Here is a 21046-nt window from a genome sequence, read left to right as displayed (position 1 = left end):
ATAGCAATGCGCCCGCTACAAAGCCGATGAGTCCGAACACAAGTATTTATACAAAATAATTGTTACGAAGTTGTTACGATGGTTCCGATGAGGCGCGGCAGGGCAACGGTTTTGCCGTCACCTGCCCGAGGAGCAAGAGACGTCCTTTCGCGTAACGCGAAAAGCTCTCAAAAACCGCTGATTACCGTCGAAAGATTCCGTCGGGAGTTTTTATTGCCGATTGCGGAAAGTGTCCAAAAAGTGACCGGTAGTTTCCTTCAAACCGTCGAAAGGTGGGTCAATTTTCGAAATAAGCGGCGGGGACGGCCAGCAATGCCCGATATCTTACCATATCAGCATCAATCCCCGGAAAGTTTTTCCACCCATGAAACCAATCGTCCGACGTGCTTGGTTATTTCTAAAAGTATCGCCGCTTTACTGTTTACACCTGCCCGACAAAAGTTTATTTCAGAACTTCCCACTGACCGCTTCTATCGGAACCGACACGGCGCAACACACCCTTTGCTTTGAGTTTTGAAAGATTCTTCTCAACCGCCGTCGTGCTGATGCCGATTGATTCCGCTATAAAACTTATGGTGGCGAACTTATTCGCGAGTACCAAGTTCAAAATCTTCGTTTCATTTTCTCCCAACTTTACTCCCAACCTTTCTCCCAACTTTACTCCCAACCTTCCGACCCTCTTACCGGCGGTCTTTTCCTCTGACCGCGCGCCGAGCAGACCGCCTTTGACAGCGGGGCGATGAAACACTACCACAAACCCGCTTTTTATTTTCTTGAACTCAACCTTTATGCCGGACGCGCGGCATTCGTCGCTGATTCTCTTTAGGCCGGAACCCCATTTTTCGATATCTCTCGTAAGATAGAAAATATCCGCGATAGGCGGATTACGCGGAATGCTTCTCTCCTCGCCCCGGATAAAATCATCCGGCGAAAAATCATAAGGGAATTGCCCCGGGTTAAATATCTCTATTCTACTTTTATAAATTGCGATTTCATTTCCGCCGGGATTACCGAAGTCGCGGTGGCACAGGGAATTGACAATTGCCTCGCGCACGGCATTGATCGGCACTTCGGGAATTTCCACTCTCTTGAATCCTGTTATATCTGCGCGCCAATTAATGTGTTCTTTGATATAAGTTTCACACTGATTGATAATGTCAAAAAGCGTACCCTTAAACAGTTGAATATCCAAAAAAGTTGTTTTTTCATTCGTGGCAAAAACCGCCGCCCTTGCTTCGATACCGTTATCTTTGCAAAACAACGCTCTTCCGGCGTTCAACAATTTGCTCCCCTTTATGAGATTCAATTTGTTCAAAACATTCTTTGCTGTGTCATAAACATAACTGATTCGTCCTGTTTCCCGCCCTTTGCTGATAAATGTCCGCAATGTCGGAACATCGGCGGCCGAAATCGGCGGTTCCGAAACTTGGAAACTCCACGGATAAACATAATTTCGTCTTCTTACAATCAACCGCTCGACTTCGTAGCGCCACACCGAAAATGACCGCAAAAAATAATTTTCGGGGTGTCGAAAGGATGTCGGGTAGCCGCAACAAAGGGGTAAAAAACGTTAATATCGGTTAAGTCTCGGTTGGTGTTTTTCCGTCGGGGGAGGATGTTTTTGTCTCGAGCCGACAGCCAATTAAAACCTCTTCTGTCGAAAGTGGCAATACGGCTGCTTCTTGGTTTTTTCGTAATATCTCTGGTGATAATCTTCGGCAGGCCAAAACGCGGCGGCTTTCGTGACTTCGGTTACGACATTATAACCTTTTTCGCGGAGTATTTTGATGAGTTTTTCGGCGATGCGGGCATGGTGCCTTTGTTAATGATGACTTTTTCTTCTTCGGGTGTGAGCGGGTTGTATTTTTTGTCCACGGCAAAAACCTCCATAGGCCTCAATATGCCGCACAAGCCCAGCGACAGAACCGCGACACCAAAAACGATCGGAATTTTTTTGATCGCCATAAAACTCCCGTGTGATGTTTCCGGCGACGCCCTGAATCAGCCGCGATTTTCGCGGAATATCTCAGGATTTTCGGCGCGAAGTTTCAGCACCGGCGTATTTCCGTCGTAATGGTATCTGAGGTCGGCGAATTTTTCGTAGACGACTTGTTCAAGGTCTGCGACTTCGCCGGTCGTTTTATCAAAACCAAGCAGCGCAGGCAGGTCTCCGTTAAGGCCGGCGCCCGGTTCGTACTTCATAAGAAGCTCAAAAACCTCCGCGAAACGTCCGGCTTGCGCGGAGAAATCCGAATATTCCAGATAAATCGTTCTGTTGGGCTGCATTCTGGAAACGCGGACATTTTTATCCATCAGCATTACCGCGACGCGGTTATAGATTTTGGCCTTTTCGGCTTCGACGCCCGCGCCCGTCGACGGCAATATGTTGTGTCCGACGAAAAACCTCGTCCCCGCGATTTTCGACGAATCGACGGCGTATATTTTGTCCGGCCGCGCGGAGATGTTCTTGTCCGGCGAAAACGGCGCGGATTCGGGATCGTAGGCGGTGATCCCCGCGGGTTTCAACACTTTTTCGACGAGAATTTGCTGACGCGCGCGTACGACTTCTTTAAGTTCGTCGGGCGTAGACGTCAGCGATACCGGGCAATACGCCGCGGCGGGATCCTCTTTTATGTGCGAAAGTCCGTCGAGCGCCAGAAGGCCGTCGAGATACTCCCGCCTTTTGGGCGGGTCGAGAATTATTTTTATGCCGGACATAATTTTTTTCCTTTCAGCGAATTTTTATCGCTTCCACCGGGCAGACGCGTTCGCAGCCGCGAAGTTTGTCGCAGCGGTTTTCGTCGGCCACTTTGCAGACGTTATTTTTTTCGTCGATATAGAGTATTTTCTGCGGACACAGTTCCACACAGGCGCCGCAGGCGGTGCAGAGTTTTTCGTCGATTATCACGATACGGTTCATAGCGTTCGCTCCTAAAAAGTTTTCAGCGGTAATGAAGTCCGAAATCTGTCCAGAATTTTTCGCAGCCGACAAGCCGGCAGCCGAAATACATCGCCTCGCGGCGCAGGGAGCCATCGTCGGTAACAAGAATAAGCTCGTCGGCGCCGTGGGTACTGCGCTCTATCAGAGATAATATTTCGCGGTCGGCCGGCTGGGTTTCCTTCGGGCCCACGGCGAAGGATATTCTGAGCTCGCCGACGCGTTCATCCGTCGGGCCGACCCACGAATGGACATCGTATACCAGGGTCATTTTCGCGGGTTTTCCCGACGACTCGGTTTCTTCGAGCGCGGCCGCTACGGCGCGGGTGAGTTCCTCGCGGGCCAGAACGACGTCGCCGTCGCAATCGTCCACGTAGCCGGAAAAATACAAAAGATTGCTGCCGTCTATTATGTAGTGTAACACAAATCGACTAAAAACTCCGAGAGATTATTTTTGGCCGGACGAGAAACTTTTTTTTATGCGGGCGGGTACGCGCAGTTTGCCGTAGGCCTCGCGGGCGTGTCCTTCGGCGACCAGTATATGATTCACGCTTGCGTATTCGTCGCCATCGTCGAGCAGCAGATACGCCAGCGTTCGGCCGTATGCGTCTTTCCTCTCCATGGGATGAATCAGCAGAACGATTTTTTTTTGGTAAACGAGCCGGCGGTTGCGGGCGGTCGCCTCGACGGCTCCGGGCTGCGGGCGGCCCTTGCCGTAGTTCATTTCCGGCGTGTCTATGCCCAAATATCTTATCACCTCTCCGTCGCGCGTGCGGACCGTGTCGCCGTCGAAAATTTCGGTCACAAAAACGGTCTTTGATTCGTAACCCTTGAACACACCCCCCGCCGACGGAGCCACGCTGTAGGCGGGAGCCATCAGGGATTTTTCCGCGCCCTTAAATTGCAGCCCCGATTCGTCGAAGAGAAGCCAGTAAACTATCGCGACGGCCGCAAAATACAGCAGAAATCTTCCGACGCGCTGCCGCAGAAATTTCGATATCGGGGATATGGACGCGGCGGTCGACGGAGAATTGACCGAATGCCCTGGAGGTGTCGCGGGCGGCGGCGAATAACGCGGACGGTAATGTCGCCGTCCGCGACGATGCCTGTTCATAAAATTAATTTCACTCTTGCGGAGGAAGGGTCTGACGCCGGTTGCCTTTCTAAAAAAAAACCGGAGCGGCCGCTATCCGGTTTACACCGAAACACGGCCGTTCCGGATGATCGCAAATTCTGCGAAAAGAACGAACACTTATTTCTTCTTGCCGAGTATGCGGAATACTTCTGCGCCGCAATCGGGACGCACAGCATGAACCCCGAGTTGCATTGTATCAAGCAACCTTCAAGAGACGTTACTTGCCTCTTACTTCAAGCGTCTTGGGTTGAACGGTTATTATACCGGTGATTATCGATATAAGATAATCATCAAAACCATAATACGTGCGGAAAGATGCCTCTTTGAGCTTTTCTTTCTTGATTACATCCGCCGTACTGTTGGACGTAATCGGCACAAGCCCGTAAAGCGCGTACCAAATCTTGCCCTTTGACACTACCGGTTGAGATTCTACGGACGGTTGAAGGATAACGCTCTGGCCCCTGGGCGCCTCAACATTTACCGTGGCGCACCCGGAAACCATCACTCCGATAACCAATACAGCCACTACAATTTTCAAAGACATATCGTTCCTCCCCGGAACATGATGCCATACACAAGAACACTCCGCCGGGAAACTCTCATTGCGATTATGTTTCGGCCGGCGGTGGTTCCGCTTTCAGCGGATAAAATACGAACGCTTATTTCTTCTTGCCGAGTATGCGGAATACTTTTGTGCCGCAATCGGGGCACACGCCCTGAAGCGCTCTTCTGCCGCCCTTCATCTCTATCTCTTTGCCGTCCTTTATCTCGACCTGCTTTTTGCACTTCATACATCTGCCTTCTGCCATAACTTTCCTCCGTGCGCCCGAAAGCGCTCTTTATCCTTCGCCTCAATACCGCGACAGCGGCAAGTTGCGACGGGTTTTTCATGAAACCGTGGGTCAGTGTACAACTTTTTTTCGCGCCTTGTCAATACCGTCGCGCAAATTACCGACGGCAAAAATCGGTTTTTCAAAAATGATATAATAAAAATGTTCCGCGGCGCATTTCTGCCGATTTGTTTTAAGCGCCCGGAACACTCCCAAAAACCTAAATTGCCAATAAGAACAATGCTCGGATTTATCATTCCTTTTGCGACTATAGCTTTGGCGGAACTCGGCGATAAAACACAAATATCTCTGCTTGTGCTTTCGAGCGGGCGGCGGGGTAACCGGCGGGCTCTTCTTGCCGGCGCAATGACGGCATTTCTTCTGGTCGACGGAGCCGCGGTGGCCTTCGGGGCGCTCGCCGTGGAAGTTATTCCGATGCGATGGGTCAAAATAGCGTCGGGCGTTTTATTTATACTGTTCGGATTATTGTCTTTACGGGCGGAGTCGGACGACGACGGAAAAAAATCTTCCGGCGCCGCGGCAATGTCGCCCTTTGCCGCGGCTTTCGCGACGGTTTCCATTTTGGAATGGGGCGACAAGACACAAGTGGCCGCGGCGCTGTTTGCGACCAAATTCCATCCGGCGGCGGTTTTGACCGGAACGCTTGCCGCGCTGGCCGTATTGAGCGCGGGCGCCATATGGCTGGGCGACGCCGCGGCTTCAAAAATCAACAAAAAAATCGTCTCGCGGGCGGCGGCATCTATTTTTATAATCATGGGCATCGCGGCCTTTTTCTTTTAAGTTGAGTCAATTGAAAAAGTGTCCTCAATGTTACCCTGAACCCTTCGCCTTCTGTCATCCTGAGCGTAGCGAAGGATCTCGTCCCACTCAGTTCGCGGAGTTTATCCTGAGGCATTATGAGATTCTTCGCTACGCTCAGAATGACGCCGCCGAAGGACCCAGAATGACGCTTGCCGAAGGACTCAGAATGACAAATAACGTGGTTTTTCAATTGATTCAAGTTCTAAAATCGTAAAAATATGAAAAAAAGATTTATCTACCTGATTCTATCGTCTTTGACAGCCGCGGGGGCCGGCGCGCTTATGGGCCTCGACACCAGACAAATTATCATCGCCCTTATATTCTCCTCGTCCATATTCGGCACGCTTTTTTTCTGGGATTTCCGTCTGAGCTTTGTTTTTCTGGGCAGCGGACTTCTTCTTACGATAAACGCGGTGGAGCTTGAGGATTTCTTAAGATACGCGTCGCTCGACGTTATTCTGTTTCTCATCGGAATGATGATAATAGTCGGGATGATGAAGGAATCCGGCTTCTTTTACTGGTTCGTGACGGAAATTTTAAGGATAAAGAAACTTACCGGCATACGGCTGTTCGCGGGACTTGCCGTCGTGTCCGCAGTGCTATCGGGGCTTATGGGAGAGGTAACTTCCATAATGATAATGACGGCCGTGATTCTCGATATATGCATGTTTTTTGAAGTGCGCCCGACGCCTCTTATTATTTCTTCCGTGATGGCCACAAACGTGGGCTCGGCGGCGACTCTTTTGGGAAATCCCGTCGGAATACTGATAGCGGCGCGCGGAAAACTATCGTTTGAAGATTTTCTTTTGCGGGGTCTGCCCGTATCGATTATAGTACTTGCCGCGACCATAGCAATTATGATATTTTGGTTCAGAAAATACATAGGCGAACTCGACGAAAAACTCAAAGCGCACGCCGACAACAAAGGTTTTTTCTATCTTATATCGATTCCCCCCGACAGAAAAACCAAGATAAGCATGATGATATTCGGGGCCACGGTGCTGCTGATGGCGTTTCATAAGCGCATAGAGGCCTTGGCCGGCGTGCATGAAAACACGCTTTTGATGATGCTGCCCGTGATTTCGGCCGGCATAGTAATGCTCTACCGTCACGACAAGGCCAGATATTACATAGAGCGCGAAGTCGAATGGCAGTCGATTCTGTTTTTTATGTTTCTTTTCGCGCAGGCAGGGGTCATCCAGAGTTCGGGTATAGCCGCCGCTCTGGCGCAAAAAATGCTCGACGTTGTGAACGCAAAAAAGGCGCTGGCGGCGACGGTGCTGTTTTCAAGCGGATTCTTCTCAAGTATACTCGATAACGTCGTCGTGGTGGCGTCTTATGTCCCCGTGATAAGAAATATGAACATAGCGGACAAAGGTCTGCTGTGGTGGGCTCTGCTCTTCGGCGGATGTTACGGCGGAAACGTTACGATGATAGGGTCGTCGGCAAATATAGTGGCGCTGGGAATTTTAGAAAAGAAAACCAATTACAGGGTGAGTTTCGGAGAATGGCTGAAACTGGGCGCGGTGGTGGGAGCGGCAAGCGCCTTTATTTCGATTTTGATGATGTGGCTGTTTTTCTGACGGACAACGGAAGGAAGTTTCAGTTCTGCAAATCCGCCGGGGCTTCCCGCGGAGGAATTTTTACGCTGATGAGTTCTATCACGCCCGCCACGGCGGAAGCCGCGAAATAAATGACCCACAGATAAGTGTAGTACTGCCCGAAGAAAGCCGCGAATCCCGCCGTTATCATGGAAATAGCGAAAATCAGCAAACCCGCCTCCAGATACTTCCACTTTTTGGGAATCAAGTTATACACCGAGCTCATCGGATAGTTGTACCTTCTGTGGCGCACATAGGCCGCGGCCAAAAGAAAATATCCCACCGGAGTAACCAGCTGAGTTATAAGATGTATCACTATAAGGCGCGCCTTCGGCAACGCGAAGTCGGACGAAGAGACGCTCCCCGACGTAAACCACTTGGCGTCGTATATTTTCCAGCCGCCGAACTCGGCCAGAATCTTGGAACCGTCGATAGCCATCGAGTTGACGAGAATAAAAATCATCGCCATCAGGAATCCGCCGGCGTAGGCGGCTACGGCCGTGGATTTGGGCGTTCCCTTTTCGCTGGGGACCCAGTGAAGAATTCCCACCAGAATCGACGGAGCTATCACGGCCATAAGAAAAAACTGCCGCACCGAGTTTATGACCATCGGCCAGGGATGCGGGCCGAGCACGTTCTGAAGAGGACGCGTGACGAAGTAAAACCCGAACAGCAGAAAAGCCGTGAACGCTTTGTTGTATCCGATCTCGCCGAACATAAGCTTGCGGATTTTAGTGACTCGCTTTATCTCGGCGGCCATTATGAAATAGACCGCACCCGTCACAAGAGGCACAAGAATATTGACGAAAAATGCGGTTGCGTCTCTGTTCATTTGTTTTTACCGGCAGCCACGGAGACAACCACGGGCGCGGCGCCGTCGCCGGTGTTTCTCATCTCAAGAGTTCTTATCGGAAAGGGGATGTTTATGCCTTCGCTCTTGTAGCGGGCGTGGAGTTTCTTGACAAATTCGTGTTTTACGAGGAACTGATCTGTAAACTCTTTGCCGCGCATTATCACCGAAAAACCTATGGCGAAATCGCCGAACGTGTGATACCTGATGAACGGCTCGAACGTCTCAACGCCGCCCGTTACCGTCTTCATAACTTCCCTTGCCGCTTCGATTGTGACTCGCTCGACCTTTTCAAGATCGCTTTCGTAGCCCACGCCCACCTGCATCAAAACGGCTATTTCCTTGTCGGGCATGTAATAATTTGTGACGAGCGACGAGGCGATTTTGGCATTGGGAATTACGACAACGTTGTTGGGAAGCGCCCGTATCGTGGTGTTTCTCCAGGTTATGTCGACGACGTAGCCCTCTTCGCCCGTTTCAAGCTTTATGTAATCTCCGGGTTTTATCTGCCGCGAGAGAAGAATCTGCAGGCCCGAGAAAAAATTTGACAGGGTGTCCTGCAAAGCCAGCGCGACGGCCAGACCGCCTACGCCCAAGGCGGTCAGAAGCGGAGTTATGGAAATCCCCAGCGTCTGAAGTATGACAAGAACGCCTATGCCGAAAACTACGGTGCGGGTGAGATTAATGAATATCGACGACGGCGGAAGAACGCCGGCCGCTTTTGCGGCGTAAAGTTTGACGAAACCCACGGCCGCGCGCATAGCCACAAAAGTGACCGAGAGAATGTAGCCCACGGCGACCAGACGCCGCAGATGGCCTTCGATTTCGGCGCTCACGGGAGCCGATGCCGCCGCAAGCCAGACGCCCAAAAGCGCGAACCACAGAAAGGTCATTCCTTTGAGCGCGCCGACGATAATGTCGTCGCCTTCCCATTCGGTGCGGGATGTAACTTTTTTAAGCCACAGCAAGACAATTTTTTCAAACACCAGCCCGGCGACGATACCGCCGGATACGAATATCAGCGGCATAAGCAGTCGGTGCTCAATCAAAAAGTTCCGTATCATTTTTTTCCCTGATTTTAATATTTATGAAAACACATTAGCAATGCTTCACTTTAAATAATAGACCTCACGCCCTCATACAACATCGGCAAACAATCCTGTCTCATCCGGAATTTTGTGCCGTGATTGTGCCCTGTGCGGGCGTCAAAATCAACGAGAATTTTTCCATCTTCTAACGCTTTCAAAAATCCCTCGAAACTGAATTTCTGCAACATCATAATCTTTGCCATATTTCCAGCATTCTTTCCGGCACTCGGCTTTAACCCGCATGAACATCAAGTATATTGGGTATCAGGGTTTATTTTCTATTCTCAATCAACTTTATTGAGCGGTTTAACTGCAACAACAATATTGCCTGTATTCCTTTTGGCGTAATGTAAAATCCATTATGTATTTTCACTAAAAACTCCAAACTCACATGCATAGTTTGAAAAAATGTAAGATGCTGTATTCTTAGATTTTGGTGTCCGCCAAGTCCCTGCTTTTCCGACCGACTTCACAAAATAATCCCGCACATCCGCCATTGGAACCGGATAAATATTTTTGGAAAGCACAAAGACGCTTTCTACAAAGGATAGTATCGTATAGGTGATTGATGAATAAAACGGATTTTCTTTGACAAAGCTCGAAATCAGTTCAATTTGCTCCTGATTCATCCTATCGTCAAGAATCTTCTCGCCGGATTCAAGGAATTGATTCCCCAAATCCGTTAAGAAAAAACTTTTTTTGTGTTTGCCTAGTAAATTCAAAAGTATAGCCACTGATAGTTTGTTGCGAATAGTTTTTTCTGACCTATTCTCAAACCTACAAATTTCACCTATCACATGGCCATTGAACAAATGAGTCAAGGCATTCTTGAGCAGACCCAATCTGACAACGCCGAAATCACCAGATTGTATCTTAAGAAAAGATGAGAGTTCTTTAAAATTCTCATAATATCTTGATAAAACAACTTCTGGGCTATAGGTGATCAAGTCAATTTGGTTTTCGCCGCATAATTTATAATCACTTTCTTTCGCAAAAGTAACAATAATAATTTTGCGAATTTTTGCGTCAATAAGTTTATTTTGTCGCTGTATTTCAACCAAATCTCTTTCGTAGCCATTTATTTGGTGGATAATTTCTTTATAAAAAGGCACCACTTTCAATTCCAGTAAAAGAATTTTGTCTTTATGCAAATACAACATATCTAATTTACCGGATGGGACGGTTCTCTGCCTTGCAATCAAACTTAAATCGGAAAAATTCAAAGACAGAATTTCCGCCAATATGGATTTATCCGTCGTTAAAATGTCTTCTATTACTTTTTCTGAAGTTAGGTCGCTCATTTTATGTTAGCGGGCTATCATCGCATTCGGCACAAACAAAATCACCCACGGAAAACAATAGTCCGTTATCAATCCTCGTAAGGATATCATTCAAATCTGGAATTCTGTTAACGAACTTACCAGATCCGAAAGAAACGCTCTCGCCGCAGTGGTTGCAAATTTCAACCGTATCGTAGTTTGCGCGCCCATTTTGCAAAGCGGCGTTGGCCCACTTACCGCCACGGCCATCTTTCATACCATTACCTGTGGAATTTTTAAGATTGTATGGCGGGGAAGTTATTACCAAATCAACCGAGCATTTGGGTATTTCCCGCATTACATCAACGGCGCTTCCACAAATAATTTTATTGAGAAACTTTTTTTTCCAATCTGTTTTGGCCATAATATCACTAATCGAACAGAGCATACCCATAATGTTTGTAATGCCCCGCTCGCTACTATATTTGAAACCAAAACTTGGTGGAGGTGGCGGGAATCGAACCCGCGTCCAGAAGATGAGTCCTACGGTCTCTACAGGCTTGTTCCGGAGTTGGTCTCGCCGGAGGGCTGTCACCGGACCGAACCGCCCTACGGCCAGTTCCGTTAGATTTTCGCTCCAGGCGCGACGAAACGCGCGCGCGTGAAACTATCCCGATATCGACGCGCTATCCATCCTATCGGAAGTCGGACGGGGCGCGTGACGGCTGTTAGGCCGCCATTGCCATTTCAGTGTTGGCGTTTGTGCACGGTCGATTTTTTAAGCGGTGCCTTTCGACCAACACCGCGCCTGCTGCCGGAAGGGTTCAGGTCTCCTGTCGAACCCATTTCACCCCCGAAGTTCTTTGACGTCTTTTTTCTTTTGTTTCTGAAAAATTCTTTGAGAATCCGCGAACACTCGGATGCCATCACCCCGCCTTTTACGTCTACGGTGTGATTAAGCGAAGGCGACGACGTTATCCCGAAAACCGAGCCGGCCGCTCCTGATTTTTCGTCGCGGCAGCCGTATACGAGCCGCTTTATACGCGCGTGCGCCATGGCTCCCGCGCACATTACGCAGGGTTCCTTGGTGACGAAAATTTCCGCTCCGGCGAGACGGTAATTGCCGATTTTTTTGGCCGCGCGGCGAATGGCCAGCATTTCCGCGTGCGCCGAAGGGTCGCAGGATGAAATGGGACAGTTTCCCGCCCGGGCGATTACTTTACCGCCCAGCACGACCAGCGCGCCCACGGGGACTTCCCCCTTTGCGCGGGCCGAACGCGCCTCGGCGACGGCCATCCGCATATATTCCGAGTCGGACGCATCTGCGGACGGCGGTTTACCTCGGACTGTTTTTTTCATTCGACAAAATCGGACGGCGCGCGACTCGAAAAACTTCCACGTCTGTCATAAAAAAATGCGCCCAGCAGGACTCGAACCTGCGACCTTTTGCTTCGTAGGCAAACGCTCTATCCAGTTGAGCTATGGGCGCAAAATCAGGCCTATTCTATCAAATCCCTGACGGTTTTTTCAAAGGCGGCGACTCCATTTTGAAATCGCGGGAGAAATAGCGTTCCATAATGAAGCCCACGACTATGTAAACAGGCAGGGTAAGCGCGGCGCGCAGCAGCGAAAACTTAAGTCCGAGGAATCCGACCTCGAATGTCATCATCGAAATTTTTATGGTCGAGTATGCCCCCAGATAAATAAAAATGTTCCTCCGACTGGCGCCTTTTTTCCACATAACATAAGCCACGGGAAACGCTCCGTAGAGCGGCCCGGCCTGAATCGACGCCAAAAGCACCACGGATGCTATGCCCTTAAGACCGGAACCCTCGCCGATATGCTTTGCGACTTTCTCCTGCGGAATCCACACGTCGAAAAGACCCACGACGATAAACATCAGGGGCAGTATGGATATCATCTGCGAAAAAAATCCCCAGAAGTTGATGAAAACCGTATCGCCCGGCGCAAAACCGTAGATTTTAGAAACGATAATCGCAAGAGCGAACAGCGATATTATCGCGTATTCTCCGCCCGCGACGGCTCTGATTATTTTTTTCATATCACATTAAAAATGCCATTCCGAGGCCCACGAGCAGAGCCGCGGCAAATCCGAATATATTGCGGATTATGCTCATTTTCCATCCGAAATATTTTGCTTCTATCGGCAGCGTAAGAACTCCGACCATCATAAGCGTCGTCAGAAAAACCGCCGTGACTCCGTACGTCGCGCCGCCTTTAAGAAGCATCGCGGCCAGAGGAAACGAAATGAACGCGGGTATAAGCGCCACGGAACCGACGACGGCGGCAATAAGAAAACCGGCGACGCCCGATTGGCTTCCAAGCACCTTGATTATGGCGTCCTGTGGTATCAGATAAAGCAAAATGCTTATCACGGCAAGGGTGTTGAGCACGCGCGGGAGAAGCTCAAAAAACATCCGCACGCCTTTTTTTATCGCGAGGCGGGTTTTTTCTTTGTCGGCCGCGTATGATACGGCTATGGCCGCCAATGAAAAAATCAGGAAAATGCCCATGGTGTTATTATGAAACCATTGAAAAACCCCATAATTTTGTCATTGCGAGCCCCGCCGTTGTGTGGCGGGGCGCGGCAATCTCCCGATAGTAGGGACAGGTCGCGACCTGTCCCTACTCGTAACGGAGGGCTTCTATGGGGTTTAATTCCGATGCTTTTTTGGCCGGCCAGATGCCGAATACCGCGCCGACGGCCACCGAGAAGAAAAACGCTATCAATACACTGGAAAGTGAAATTTTAGTGGGCCAGCCGGCCAGAGCCGATATGGCCAATGAAGCCGCCGCCCCCGTGATTATGCCGACGATCCCGCCGGCCACACAGACGGCCACGGCTTCCACGACAAACTGAAACATTACGTCGACCTTGGCCGCGCCGACGGCTTTTCTCAGGCCTATCTCGCGCGTGCGTTCGGTGACGGAAACCAGCATTATGTTCATTATGCCTATTCCTCCGACGAGCAAACTCACGAACGCGATCGATCCCAGAAGCCACGTGAATGTTTTGGTGGTGGCGGTTATCGTCTGCTGAAGGTCGGCCATGTTTCTTACGTCGATGGCGTCGCCGCGCGCCGTCGGCAGACGGTGCGCAGCCGCCACAATCTTTTTGATGGCGTCGGCGACATCCTGCATTTGTCCGGCGGTTTCCACCTGAACGTCGAGAGTGTCGACTTCTTCGCGCCCGAGCAGCCGGTACATCGCCGTGTTTATGGGGACGATAACTCTGTCGTCTTCGTCGCGCCAGCCGCTGGAACCCTTTTCGGGCAGAATGCCCACTATCTGAAAATCGATCCTTCTGATTTTAACGAACTCGCCCAGCGGGTCGCGCTCGGCAAAAAGTTCCCTGGCGACGGTCTTGCCTATGAGAGCCACTTTTGCGCGGGTGGTCACTTCTCTATCGGTAAAAAAACGTCCCCGCTCGGGATGGGAGTTTCTTATGTCGGCGAAGGCCGGCGTGGTGCCTTCCACGCGCGTGTTCCAGTTTCTGTTTCCGAAAACTATCTGGCCGCGCCCCGTAATATACGGAGCCACCCCGGCCACGCCTGCTATCGACGATATCGCCCTGACGTCTTCAAGATTGAATTTTATGGCCGCGCCCGTGTCAAGAGAAATTCCGCCGGTTCTGGGCGACGACGGACGCACCATAAGAAGATTGGAACCCAGCGACGATATTCGTTTCTTGACATCTTCCTGCGCGCCGGTTCCCAACGCCAGCATCGCGATTACGCTTGCCACTCCTATAAGCACTCCCAGTATGGAAAGAAGCGAGCGGGTTTTATTGGCAAAAAGAGAGCGGAAGGCCTCCGACGTGTAATTTTTTATTTTGTCAAAAGTAAGCCCCTTGCGCTCAACATGATTAAAGACCCTTCGAGGCGCGGCGACATCAACGCCCGTTTGGCATTTATGCGAACCGCCGGACTCTTTTCTTTCGTCGGAAACTATAATCCCGTCGTGAATTCGCACGATTCGCGTGGCGGCTTCCGCGACGTCGGGCTCGTGCGTAACCATAACGATTGTAATGCCGGCGGCGTGCAAATCTTTGAGGACACAGATTATTTCTTCGGCGGATTTTGAATCCAGATTGCCCGTCGGCTCGTCGGCAAGAATCAGCATGGGGTCCGTAACGAGCGAACGCGCGATGGCAACCCTCTGCTGTTGTCCGCCGGAGAGTTCGGAAGGTTTGTGGGTTTTGCGGTCGGATAGTCCGACTTTATCGAGCAACCCGGCGGCTTTCGACGGGTCGGGTTTGTCGCCGGAATAAATGCGCGGAAGCATTACGTTTTCAAGCGCCGTCATTCTCGACAAAAGATTGAAACTCTGAAAAACGAATCCTATGAAACGATTGCGCAAAAAAGCGAGTTCATCGTCGGCAAGAGTGGATATTTCGCGCCCGGCCAGAAAATATTCGCCGGTGGTCGGACGGTCAAGAATCCCCAGAAGATTAAGAAGCGTGGATTTTCCGCTGCCGGAATGTCCCATTATAGCCACGAAATCCCCGCTTTCAATACTGAGCGAAACTCCGCGCAAAACGGGAACGTCGATATGTCCCATTTTATACGTCTTGGTGATATTTTTGATTTCTATGACTTTCATATTTATAAAAACGGGGCATCTGGAAATTGAGTCAATTGAAAAAGTGTCCAAAATGTCACCCTGAACCCTTCGCTTTTGTCACCCTGAGTGAAACGAAGGGTCGCGCTTCGGCTCAAGATAAACTCCGCGAGATTCTTCGCTACGCTCAGAATGACGCCGCCGAAGGACCCAGAATGACATCGCGAAGGACTCAGAATGACAAATAACGAGGTTTTTCAATTAACTCAAATTAGGAAATTAGGAAGTTTTTGCCCTAATCTCCTAATTTCCTTCTCTCACCGCCCCACAAAACGCATCGCCCTCGACGGCGACGACGAGGCATTTCCGGACGAGCCGGTTCTTCCGCCCGACGCGCCATGCGACGCGGCGCCGGACGCCTGAATTATATCGCCTTCGTTGAGACCCGAAATTATTTCGATATTGCGGCCGTCGGTAACGCCGGTCTCCACGCGCACTTCCTCGACGGTTTTTCCGTTGACGATTTTCCGCGCGAATTTTTTTCCGCGACGCTCCGCGATGGCTCCGTAGGGCGCCAGAAGAGTGTCGCGGCTGGACGCGGCAACGAGTTCCACATTGGCCGTCATACCCGCGCGGAAATCCTTAGGCGGGTTAATAGGATTGATTCTGACTTCATAAACCGTGACGTTACTGACAAGACGCGATTCGTAGGCGATATGTTCGATAACGCCCCGAAAACCCGAATCGGGATAGGCGTCGAGCGAAGCGGTCACCCTTTTGCCTTTTTCCATATACGCCAAATCGGTTTCGTCGACGTCGGCGCGAAGTATGAGTTTGTCGGCCATAACCAGAATCACGTCCGAAAGAGAAACGGCCTGCCCCGGCTCTTTGCTGCGGGCTATTATGAAGCCGTCGAGCGGCGATATCACGGGCGCGGGTCTGTATGTCTCCTCCCATTTGGCCACTTCATCGGGGCCTTTGGCGCGGGCTACATCGAGCAGCGCGGCGCGGTCGGAAGACGACATCCACGCGAGGGTCTGCCCCTTGGAGACCATCTGCCCTTCCACGACTAATATGCTTTCTATGCGGCCCGCGACCTGCGGTTTTATCTCAAGACGGTTCCTGGGCTGAACGGAACCCGTAACGCGAACCCGCACGGAGATATCGCCCCTTTCGATTTTCACAAGAGATGTTTTGGCGACGCCGGAAGATTTAGAGCCAAAAATAAAATAGACGGCAATACCTGCGACGATAACCACCGCTGATGTAAAGATAATTTTTTTTCTCTTTGTCATTGTAGCCCCTTGAAGCCGAGCCCGAGCGTCTTTTTCCATACGGCCTCTTTAAGACCGGCGTCTCTTTTAGCGTTGAGATATGATTTTTTAGAACTTATAAAATCGTTTTCGACCTGATACCATTCCTGATAAGTGGCAAGACCGTTGAGATAACGGGCGGAAACTATCTCCGACTGTGCCATGGAAGCGTCGAGATATTTCATTCTGACCTCGACATTCTCAAAGGCGTCCCTGTAATCGCGCCAGGCGCTCTCGACGGACAGAGCGGTATCGAGTCCGGCGGCTTTCAAATCGTCCTGACGGGACAAAAAGGCCTGACGGGCGGCCATCGCGTTGAATAAATCGGCGCCGCCGGAAAAAAATCTCCACGAAAGATTTACGGATGCCGAGCGGGATTCTTCTTCGGGAGGATATGCCGCACCGCTGCGACCGGCGGCCGCGGAGGCGGAAATCTGCGGCCAGAAACGGCTGTGCGAAACTCCCGCGTTAAGACGGGCGGATTCAAGACGTTTTTTGGATTCAAGATATTCCGGAGTTTCGGCGGCCAAAGCGGCGAAATCCGGCTCCTCCGACGGAGATTCGCCGAGAACAAAATCTCCCTCGGCCGACGGCTTGGGCGCTTCGCGCGCGGAAAAACCCAACTGCGCCAAAAAAGCGGTCGCGGCAACGGCCGCCTGGCGCTCTGCGCGGCGAAGTTCGAGTTCCGACTGTCTTCTGTCGGCGTCGACCCTGAGATACGACCCCTTGTCCTCGCGGCCGGCTTCGTACTTTAATCTGACTAATTCGGAATTTTTGAGGCGACGATCCAAGATTTCCGACGACAGTTCCAGTTGCTTCTGCGCCCAGAGCAATTCCACAAACGCGACTCTGAGTTTATAAACCGCGTCGGACTCGGCGCGGGAGTATCTTATCTCGGCTATGCTCAGGTCTGTTTTTCTTAACGCCGCCGCTCGCACATCGGCAAAACCTTCAAAAAGCGAAAGCGTGCCGGTAATACCCGTCGAATACGAATCGGTTTCAATTCCCGCCGTATCCCGACGTCCCGCCGATGCCGAAGCCGAAAATTGCGGCAGGAATGCCGAGTACGCCGCGTAACTCGTCTGCCGCGCGGCGGTTACCCCTCGCATCGACGACAACAGCGACGGACTTCCGCCTCGAAGAGCGCTCAGAGAGTCGCTCCACTGCCACACTCGCGCGGAGGCGGCTCTCATCGCGGTCGACGCAAAGGATACGAAAGCGGCGGCGGCAAGCGCCGCCGTCGCCGCCTTCAATAATACTTCCGACTTTACTTTTATCGTCACAGTTTTTGCCCGGTCAGAACCGGCCGCCGCAAGCGTTAAAGCCGCGGGGGGTCAATTCACGCTTAATTATTTTTTGGGCGGGACGGCGGATTTTTTCGAGCCCTTGTCGGGTTTCGCCGTATCGGCATCCGCGCCTTTTTTCTCGGAAACCTTGCGGCGCATTTCTTCGCGATGCTCGCGGAACTTCACTTTCTGATCTTCCGTCAGTATCTCTTCGATTTTCTTATCGGTGGCCTCGCGGCGGGACTGTGCGCGTTTCATCATCTCTTCCCGCTTGGTTTTAAGTTCTTTCCTCCCATCTTCAAGAATAGCGGAAAGTTTTTCCTTTTGCTCGGCGCTCAGAGAAAGTATCTCGGATAAACGTTCCACGCGCTTCTCATGGGCTTTTTCCCATCTGTCGCCGCGCATTTCCCGTCGCATTTCGGGTCCCCTGCCTTTTCCCATCCCGATGCCCTCGCCGCCGTCCCTTACACCTTTGTCGACGGCCGAAACCGTCGGAACAATAGCGCAGAAACCCAACGTTAACGTCAACATCAAAACAAACATCTTTGTCAAACCTTTCATACAACCTCCCTGTTTCCCTTTATAAAGGAAACATCGTTATTTTCATCGTCGAGATTGGAATTATAATCCGAATTTCCGGCAACGCCGTAATAGATATCGACGAGGGCCAAATCGAATTTTTCATCTTCTTCGGGATCGCTCAAAAGCGCGACGGAGGCCGGAACGCGCGAAACGGCGGGCGTCGACAGTATCTCAACGCCGTCAAAGCTGCCGCGAAATACGGGAATGGTGATGTAGAGAATAGCCGCAACCGCCGAAGCCGAAACAAATCCGTAAACCGCGCGGGTCGGCAGGCGCTTCCAAAAAGTTAACGCCGACCGGCGCTCAGCTTCGGAGGATATCGCGGCTGACAGACGAGTGTTGAAAAATTCGGAAGGAGAAAAACGGGACGGCTCGGAAGCGAGTTTCCGTCGCGCGTCTTCAAGAGAAGCCGAGGCGGCCCGGCAATCCGGACATTCTTTAAGATGTCCGGACAAAGACGCGCGCTCGACATCCGTGATTTCGGAGTCGGCCGCGGCCGATAACATAATTCGCCATTTTGAGCATTTCATAATTTTAGCGTATCCCCGCCACCCGCGCCGCGCGGCGATACTTTGCGCTTCAACTCTTCACGCGCCCGGAAAATTCTTATTTTGACCTGCCCGACGGAAATACCCAGAACCCGCGCGATCTCGTCGTATTTAAGTCCTTCGTATTCTCTGAGCACAAGCGGCGTCCTGTATTTTTCGGCGAGGGCCGCCAGAAGCCCGTTGGCTTCGGCGACGGCGGGGTCGACGGCGGAATCATCCGGCGGCGCCGGAGCGGCCAAAATATCTTCGCGCGGCAGCGCGGCGCCTTCCACGGCGGAACGTCTCTTGTTTTTTCTTACCCTGTCGAGGGCGGTATTCACCGCTATCCTGTAAATCCAGGTGGACAGCGCGGAATGCGCTTGAAATTTAGAAAGCGAAAAATAGACCTTTACGAAAACTTCCTGCGAAACTTCTTCGGCGTCGGCAAAAGAACCCGTGATTCTCAGCGCGGTCGAATACACGGCCGTTTTGTTGGCTTCGACTATCCTGTCAAAAGCCCGCCGGTCTCCGGCCGCCGCGGTTGCGACAAGTGTCGCGTCATCGTTTATTCTGTTATTCATGGAGTTAGACGTAAGCCGAAACAAAAAGTTACAAAAAAGAAAGTGGTTAGTGGATAGTGATTAGATATTGCCACGGTCAAGGGCAAGCCCTTGACCTCGCAATGACATAATAAAGGTTTTTACTATCCACTCGCCACTATCCACTAACCACTATTTTCTTCTAACCACTAACCACTATCTGTAAAACAAATACACCAACGCCCCCGCGGCCAGAAACGGCCCGAAGGGAACGTAGTCCGAACGGCGGATTTTTTTTGCGGCTATCAGAGCAATCGACACTCCGCTTCCGATGAAAGACGCCAAAAGCAAAGTCCACAGGGCGCCTTCCGCGCCCATATAAGCCCCGCAAGCCGCCAAAAGTTTTATGTCGCCGCCGCCAAAGGCCTCTTTCCCGAAGAGTTTTTCGCCCATAAGGGCTACTATCCAGCCGACGGCCAGTCCGGCGACCGCCCCCAAAAGCGACAGCAGTATAGGTGTATGCCACGCGGTATAAAAATCAAAAAACGGATTCAACGGCGACAACGCCACCCCCGCAATCGCGCCGCCTGCGGAAAACTCGTCGGGAATAATTCTGTGTTCAATGTCTATGGCGGATGCGGTCACCAGCATCCATGCAAACGGACACATGACGAACATCGCCCACGAAACTCCGAACTTAAAATAAAGCGCCGCGAAGAGCGCGCCCACGACGGCTTCTATGACCGGATATCTCCACGGGATGCGCGCGCCGCAATCGGCGCAGCGGCCTTTAAGAAAAAGCCAACTGACAATCGGAATGTTTCTGTGCCAGGATATGCCGGCGCGGCAGACGGGACAGAACGACCCGGGAAAGGCCACGGAAAGTCCCAGCGGCATTCTGTAGACGCACACATTGGCGAACGAGCCCGTAACGAGACCCAGCGCGACGATAAAAACAAGCGCAACGATGTCGGTCATTATGGTGATATTATATAAAAAAAGCGGTTAGTGGATAGTGATTAGATATTTTTTATCGTCAATTGCCACGGTCAAGGGCAAGCCCTTGACCTCGCAATGACATAATAAAGGTTTTTACTATCCACTCGCCACTATCCACTTCACTTATACGCTTTGACATAAAAAGAGAAAGACGCCTTGCGGCGTCTTTCTCCTTAATCTTGAAATCACGATCCGTTACACCTGTATTAATAGGTGTTCCAAATCGTTCCTTTTGAGTCGGTCTCCGTTGCGTCCACCCAAACTTCGCCCTGCGCGCGGGTCATGCCGGCAGGCATCGTCAGCAGGGGATTGTAGCCCCAGCCGAGGTCGTTTGACGTGGAATCCGCAGTCGTAGAGAATGAGTTCGTTCCACCATAGGGCGGAATATTCACCTTGGGCACGGCGGCAAGATACTTGCCGGCAGTGCTGCCTACAGCGGGTACGATCAGAGAACCGGGAACAACCGGATACAGACCTTCGTTCTCGCTGTAATAGATGGATATAGCGCTTCTGATGGTCGAGAGGTTTCCTCTGGTCGCGCCTTCGTTCGACTTTCTGATAAGATCGGCGAACTTAGGTATCGCGATGGCCGAGAGGATTCCGATGATCGCAACAACTATCATGAGTTCGATAAGCGTAAAACCTTTTCTCGATTTCATATTATTATGTCACCTCCTTCCCCTTCAGTCGGGGCAA

Annotated in this window: 24 protein-coding genes, 1 tRNA gene, 1 other RNA gene and 2 pseudogenes; 2 read left to right on the top strand and 26 right to left on the bottom strand. The window is 51.2% G+C overall.

All coding sequences use genetic code 11. From position 1 onward, the window contains the following. Positions 1-442: 442 nt before the first annotated feature. The 8 genes from CVU77_02730 to CVU77_02695 form a co-directional block, all read right to left on the bottom strand. Positions 443-1510 (bottom strand): transcriptional regulator, encoded by a 1068-nt coding sequence (locus CVU77_02730; GenBank protein ID PKN01868.1) that lies wholly within the window; start codon positions 1508-1510, stop codon positions 443-445. Positions 1511-1642: 132 nt separating this feature from the next. Beyond that, positions 1643-1804: a hypothetical protein gene (locus CVU77_02725; protein ID PKN02024.1), complete on the bottom strand. Its 162-nt coding sequence runs from the start codon at positions 1802-1804 to the stop codon at positions 1643-1645. After that, entirely contained in the window at positions 1753-1965 is a 213-nt protein-coding gene (locus CVU77_02720) for a hypothetical protein (GenBank protein PKN01867.1), read from the bottom strand. The genes CVU77_02725 and CVU77_02720 overlap by 52 nt, the downstream gene beginning before the upstream one ends. 36 nt (positions 1966-2001) lie before the next feature. Continuing rightward, the gene (locus CVU77_02715; protein PKN01866.1) at positions 2002-2718 is read right to left on the bottom strand and encodes a hypothetical protein; all 717 of its coding nucleotides are present in this window, start codon (positions 2716-2718) and stop codon (positions 2002-2004) included. Between the two features lie 13 nt (positions 2719-2731). Continuing rightward, positions 2732-3034 (bottom strand): hypothetical protein, encoded by a 303-nt coding sequence (locus tag CVU77_02710; protein ID PKN01865.1) that lies wholly within the window; start codon positions 3032-3034, stop codon positions 2732-2734. Further along, positions 2943-3362, bottom strand: a complete 420-nt coding sequence (locus CVU77_02705; protein ID PKN01864.1) for a hypothetical protein — start codon at positions 3360-3362, stop codon at positions 2943-2945. The genes CVU77_02710 and CVU77_02705 overlap by 92 nt, the downstream gene beginning before the upstream one ends. Before the next feature lie 24 nt (positions 3363-3386). Then, on the bottom strand, positions 3387-4052 hold the full coding sequence (locus CVU77_02700) for a hypothetical protein (protein PKN01863.1): 666 nt from the start codon (positions 4050-4052) through the stop codon (positions 3387-3389). A gap of 238 nt (positions 4053-4290) precedes the next feature. Continuing rightward, positions 4291-4617, bottom strand: coding sequence for a hypothetical protein (locus tag CVU77_02695; GenBank protein ID PKN01862.1), 327 nt, complete (start codon positions 4615-4617; stop codon positions 4291-4293). A 526-nt stretch (positions 4618-5143) separates the two neighbouring features. Here CVU77_02695 and CVU77_02690 point away from each other — a divergent pair. Together CVU77_02690 and CVU77_02685 are read left to right on the top strand one after the other, a co-directional pair. Then, positions 5144-5704 (top strand): hypothetical protein, encoded by a 561-nt coding sequence (locus CVU77_02690; GenBank protein PKN02023.1) that lies wholly within the window; start codon positions 5144-5146, stop codon positions 5702-5704. 239 nt (positions 5705-5943) lie between these two features. Further along, positions 5944-7308 carry a hypothetical protein gene (locus CVU77_02685; protein ID PKN01861.1) on the top strand — a complete coding sequence of 455 codons (1365 nt, stop codon included), beginning with the start codon at positions 5944-5946 and terminating at the stop codon, positions 7306-7308. A 19-nt stretch (positions 7309-7327) separates the two neighbouring features. Here CVU77_02685 and CVU77_02680 read toward each other — a convergent pair whose 3' ends face one another. The 18 genes and pseudogenes from CVU77_02680 to CVU77_02595 form a co-directional block, all read right to left on the bottom strand. Then, positions 7328-8158 (bottom strand): hypothetical protein, encoded by an 831-nt coding sequence (locus CVU77_02680; GenBank protein PKN01860.1) that lies wholly within the window; start codon positions 8156-8158, stop codon positions 7328-7330. Further along, positions 8155-9204 (bottom strand): mechanosensitive ion channel protein MscS, encoded by a 1050-nt coding sequence (locus CVU77_02675; protein ID PKN01859.1) that lies wholly within the window; start codon positions 9202-9204, stop codon positions 8155-8157. Before CVU77_02675 ends, CVU77_02680 begins: the two co-directional genes overlap by 4 nt. Positions 9205-9290: 86 nt before the next feature. Then, positions 9291-9467, bottom strand: a complete 177-nt coding sequence (locus CVU77_02670; GenBank protein PKN01858.1) for a hypothetical protein — start codon at positions 9465-9467, stop codon at positions 9291-9293. A gap of 156 nt (positions 9468-9623) precedes the next feature. Next, positions 9624-10565, bottom strand: a complete 942-nt coding sequence (locus CVU77_02665; protein PKN01857.1) for a hypothetical protein — start codon at positions 10563-10565, stop codon at positions 9624-9626. A 172-nt stretch (positions 10566-10737) separates the two neighbouring features. Next, positions 10738-10947: pseudogene (locus CVU77_02660) on the bottom strand (site-specific DNA-methyltransferase). A 75-nt stretch (positions 10948-11022) separates the two neighbouring features. Beyond that, positions 11023-11378: a transfer-messenger RNA gene (gene ssrA, locus CVU77_02655) on the bottom strand. 12 nt (positions 11379-11390) lie between these two features. Continuing rightward, positions 11391-11882 (bottom strand): annotated as a pseudogene (locus CVU77_02650) (tRNA adenosine(34) deaminase TadA). 56 nt (positions 11883-11938) lie between these two features. Continuing rightward, a tRNA-Arg gene (locus tag CVU77_02645) sits at positions 11939-12012 on the bottom strand. Positions 12013-12030: 18 nt separating this feature from the next. Further along, positions 12031-12585, bottom strand: a complete 555-nt coding sequence (locus CVU77_02640; GenBank protein PKN01856.1) for a hypothetical protein — start codon at positions 12583-12585, stop codon at positions 12031-12033. Between the two features lies 1 nt (position 12586). Continuing rightward, positions 12587-13057, bottom strand: a complete 471-nt coding sequence (locus CVU77_02635) for a permease (GenBank protein PKN01855.1) — start codon at positions 13055-13057, stop codon at positions 12587-12589. 112 nt (positions 13058-13169) lie between these two features. After that, positions 13170-15146, bottom strand: coding sequence for a MacB family efflux pump subunit (locus CVU77_02630; protein PKN02022.1), 1977 nt, complete (start codon positions 15144-15146; stop codon positions 13170-13172). Between the two features lie 275 nt (positions 15147-15421). Further along, the gene (locus CVU77_02625; protein PKN01854.1) at positions 15422-16438 is read right to left on the bottom strand and encodes a hypothetical protein; all 1017 of its coding nucleotides are present in this window, start codon (positions 16436-16438) and stop codon (positions 15422-15424) included. Beyond that, positions 16396-17700 (bottom strand): hypothetical protein, encoded by a 1305-nt coding sequence (locus tag CVU77_02620; protein PKN01853.1) that lies wholly within the window; start codon positions 17698-17700, stop codon positions 16396-16398. Before CVU77_02620 ends, CVU77_02625 begins: the two co-directional genes overlap by 43 nt. Before the next feature lie 66 nt (positions 17701-17766). Further along, the gene (locus tag CVU77_02615; protein PKN01852.1) at positions 17767-18264 is read right to left on the bottom strand and encodes a hypothetical protein; all 498 of its coding nucleotides are present in this window, start codon (positions 18262-18264) and stop codon (positions 17767-17769) included. Beyond that, entirely contained in the window at positions 18261-18815 is a 555-nt protein-coding gene (locus CVU77_02610) for a hypothetical protein (protein PKN01851.1), read from the bottom strand. The genes CVU77_02615 and CVU77_02610 overlap by 4 nt, the downstream gene beginning before the upstream one ends. Beyond that, a complete protein-coding gene (locus CVU77_02605) occupies positions 18812-19393 on the bottom strand; it encodes an RNA polymerase subunit sigma-24 (protein PKN01850.1) in 582 nt (193 codons plus the stop codon). The genes CVU77_02610 and CVU77_02605 overlap by 4 nt, the downstream gene beginning before the upstream one ends. Before the next feature lie 174 nt (positions 19394-19567). Continuing rightward, entirely contained in the window at positions 19568-20329 is a 762-nt protein-coding gene (locus CVU77_02600; GenBank protein ID PKN01849.1) for a prepilin peptidase, read from the bottom strand. A gap of 227 nt (positions 20330-20556) precedes the next feature. Continuing rightward, entirely contained in the window at positions 20557-21009 is a 453-nt protein-coding gene (locus CVU77_02595) for a hypothetical protein (protein ID PKN01848.1), read from the bottom strand. Positions 21010-21046 lie beyond the last annotated feature (37 nt).

It is taken from the genome of Elusimicrobia bacterium HGW-Elusimicrobia-1 (assembly GCA_002841695.1).
Lineage (GTDB): Bacteria > Elusimicrobiota > Endomicrobiia > PHAN01 > PHAN01 > PHAN01.
This window is presented reverse-complemented; position numbering and strand designations above follow the sequence as displayed.

Excerpts from the sequence above, each read along its gene's own strand:
- CVU77_02715 (PKN01866.1), bottom strand. The coding sequence starts at position 2,718 with ATGTCCGGCATAAAAATAATTCTCGACCCGCCCAAAAGGCGGGAGTAT.
- CVU77_02680 (PKN01860.1), bottom strand. The coding sequence starts at position 8,158 with ATGAACAGAGACGCAACCGCATTTTTCGTCAATATTCTTGTGCCTCTT.
- CVU77_02685 (PKN01861.1), top strand. The coding sequence starts at position 5,944 with ATGAAAAAAAGATTTATCTACCTGATTCTATCGTCTTTGACAGCCGCG.
- CVU77_02605 (PKN01850.1), bottom strand. The coding sequence starts at position 19,393 with ATGAATAACAGAATAAACGATGACGCGACACTTGTCGCAACCGCGGCG.
- CVU77_02595 (PKN01848.1), bottom strand. The coding sequence starts at position 21,009 with ATGAAATCGAGAAAAGGTTTTACGCTTATCGAACTCATGATAGTTGTT.
- CVU77_02710 (PKN01865.1), bottom strand. The coding sequence starts at position 3,034 with ATGGCTCCCTGCGCCGCGAGGCGATGTATTTCGGCTGCCGGCTTGTCG.
- CVU77_02700 (PKN01863.1), bottom strand. The coding sequence starts at position 4,052 with ATGAACAGGCATCGTCGCGGACGGCGACATTACCGTCCGCGTTATTCG.
- CVU77_02610 (PKN01851.1), bottom strand. The coding sequence starts at position 18,815 with ATGAAATGCTCAAAATGGCGAATTATGTTATCGGCCGCGGCCGACTCC.
- CVU77_02635 (PKN01855.1), bottom strand. The coding sequence starts at position 13,057 with ATGGGCATTTTCCTGATTTTTTCATTGGCGGCCATAGCCGTATCATAC.
- CVU77_02640 (PKN01856.1), bottom strand. The coding sequence starts at position 12,585 with ATGAAAAAAATAATCAGAGCCGTCGCGGGCGGAGAATACGCGATAATA.
- CVU77_02625 (PKN01854.1), bottom strand. The coding sequence starts at position 16,438 with ATGGAAAAAGACGCTCGGGCTCGGCTTCAAGGGGCTACAATGACAAAG.
- CVU77_02720 (PKN01867.1), bottom strand. The coding sequence starts at position 1,965 with ATGGCGATCAAAAAAATTCCGATCGTTTTTGGTGTCGCGGTTCTGTCG.
- CVU77_02615 (PKN01852.1), bottom strand. The coding sequence starts at position 18,264 with ATGAAAGGTTTGACAAAGATGTTTGTTTTGATGTTGACGTTAACGTTG.
- CVU77_02600 (PKN01849.1), bottom strand. The coding sequence starts at position 20,329 with ATGACCGACATCGTTGCGCTTGTTTTTATCGTCGCGCTGGGTCTCGTT.
- CVU77_02630 (PKN02022.1), bottom strand. The coding sequence starts at position 15,146 with ATGAAAGTCATAGAAATCAAAAATATCACCAAGACGTATAAAATGGGA.
- CVU77_02690 (PKN02023.1), top strand. The coding sequence starts at position 5,144 with ATGCTCGGATTTATCATTCCTTTTGCGACTATAGCTTTGGCGGAACTC.
- CVU77_02670 (PKN01858.1), bottom strand. The coding sequence starts at position 9,467 with ATGGCAAAGATTATGATGTTGCAGAAATTCAGTTTCGAGGGATTTTTG.
- CVU77_02665 (PKN01857.1), bottom strand. The coding sequence starts at position 10,565 with ATGAGCGACCTAACTTCAGAAAAAGTAATAGAAGACATTTTAACGACG.
- CVU77_02675 (PKN01859.1), bottom strand. The coding sequence starts at position 9,204 with ATGCCGCTGATATTCGTATCCGGCGGTATCGTCGCCGGGCTGGTGTTT.
- CVU77_02695 (PKN01862.1), bottom strand. The coding sequence starts at position 4,617 with ATGTCTTTGAAAATTGTAGTGGCTGTATTGGTTATCGGAGTGATGGTT.